Source organism: Arthrobacter sp. KBS0703 (genome assembly GCF_002008315.2).
In the GTDB taxonomy this organism is placed as follows: domain Bacteria; phylum Actinomycetota; class Actinomycetes; order Actinomycetales; family Micrococcaceae; genus Arthrobacter.
In genome coordinates this window covers 1-1,327 of the sequence record NZ_MVDG02000029.1, presented here as the reverse complement: position 1 = coordinate 1,327, position 1,327 = coordinate 1, and the positions used below count along the sequence as shown (strand labels likewise).

Here is a 1,327-nt window from a genome sequence, read left to right as displayed (position 1 = left end):
TGTCTCTTATACACATCTAGATGTGTATAAGAGACAGGTACGGTTCAGGTGGACGACGGCGGATCCCGGGTCATCGACGGCGGGCGAAAGTCCCAGCCCCCGCAGCACCAACGCCGTCTGCCGGGGCGATGCCGTGGAAACCAGGACGGTGGGGGCGATCCGGACCAGGCCCAGTGACGACGCGGCGGCCTCGCCGGCCAGTTCGCTGAGGGCGGCCTCGTCGTCGCTCTGGATGAAGCTGGTTGCCGCGCCGACGCGCAGCTTGCCGTGCCGGGCGGCGGTGTCCTCCACGAGATACTGCAGCGGCTGCGGAACTGCGGTGGCCGAGTGCTGGCGGAGGAAGCCGAGGATGGCGGCGGCGTCCAGTCCCGAGTCCAGCGCACGCCGGATGGACGCCGCCGAGAACCGGTAGATGGTGGCTGGGCCCTGCCCTTCGGCGTCCGACATCCGCAGCAGTTGTTCGCTCAGCTCCGGGGCGAGGTAGCCCGGCGCCACGGCCGTGAGATCAGCCTGCAGGAGCACGTGGCTAAGCGCCGCGGGCAGGTGCTCGCCGAGGATGTTCATGGCGTCCTGCGGCGACTCCGCGGCGATGGCCGCGCCCAGCTGGCTGAGCGCGCCGGAGCCGATCAGTCCGAGCATTTCTGCCTCCGCAAGCACTCCCCGGATCAGCGAGCTGAACCGGCGGGCCATGCGCGGCTGGGACCACTCGGCGCGCTGCAGCACGGCCTCGGCGTTGAGGACCGGGGCTGTCCCGTCGGACGCTTCCGCTTCAAGGGTCAGCTCCTGCAGGATTTCCAGGATCCTCCTCCGGACGACGGGCGCATCGGTTCGCTGGGCCTCCGCGGAGAGCGCGTTGACCGTGGTGCCGGCGGCGGCCCGGTGGCCGGGCTGCCCGCCGGGCTGGCCGTTGATGGGCTGGCCCACCAGTGAGGGGGCGCGTTCGCTGGCCAGCCAGGCGTTGACCAGCCACAGCCACTGTTCCTGCCGTGGCAGTCCCAGCCACTCCAGGTGAGGGGGCTGCACCCAGCAGGAGCTGTCCACATCCAGCCGGACCAGTCCGGACAGTGCACAGAACTCCAGCAGCACCGCGGCCAGCTGCTGATCGACCCGCAGGGAATCGGCAAGCCGCCGCATTTCGCGGATACCCACGCCGCCGCTCCGCAGCGTGGCCAGCGGCTGCATGCGGACGGCATGGAGCAGTTCGCCGGTGAGCCGCAGGGTCTCGGCGATGGCGCCGAGGGCGGCGTTGCGGCGCAGCGCGGCGGCTGTCTCTTATACACATCTAGATGTGTATAAGAGACAGGTCCACGTCCTTGGCGTCCATGAT

General features: G+C 69.7%; 1 pseudogene. It reads right to left on the bottom strand.

Annotated elements, in window-relative coordinates:
• Window positions 1–36 precede the first annotated feature (36 nt).
• Window positions 37–1,269 (bottom strand): annotated as a pseudogene (locus tag B1A87_RS22665) (helicase-associated domain-containing protein); the annotation flags it as partial.
• Between the last annotated feature and the right edge of the window lie 58 nt (window positions 1,270–1,327).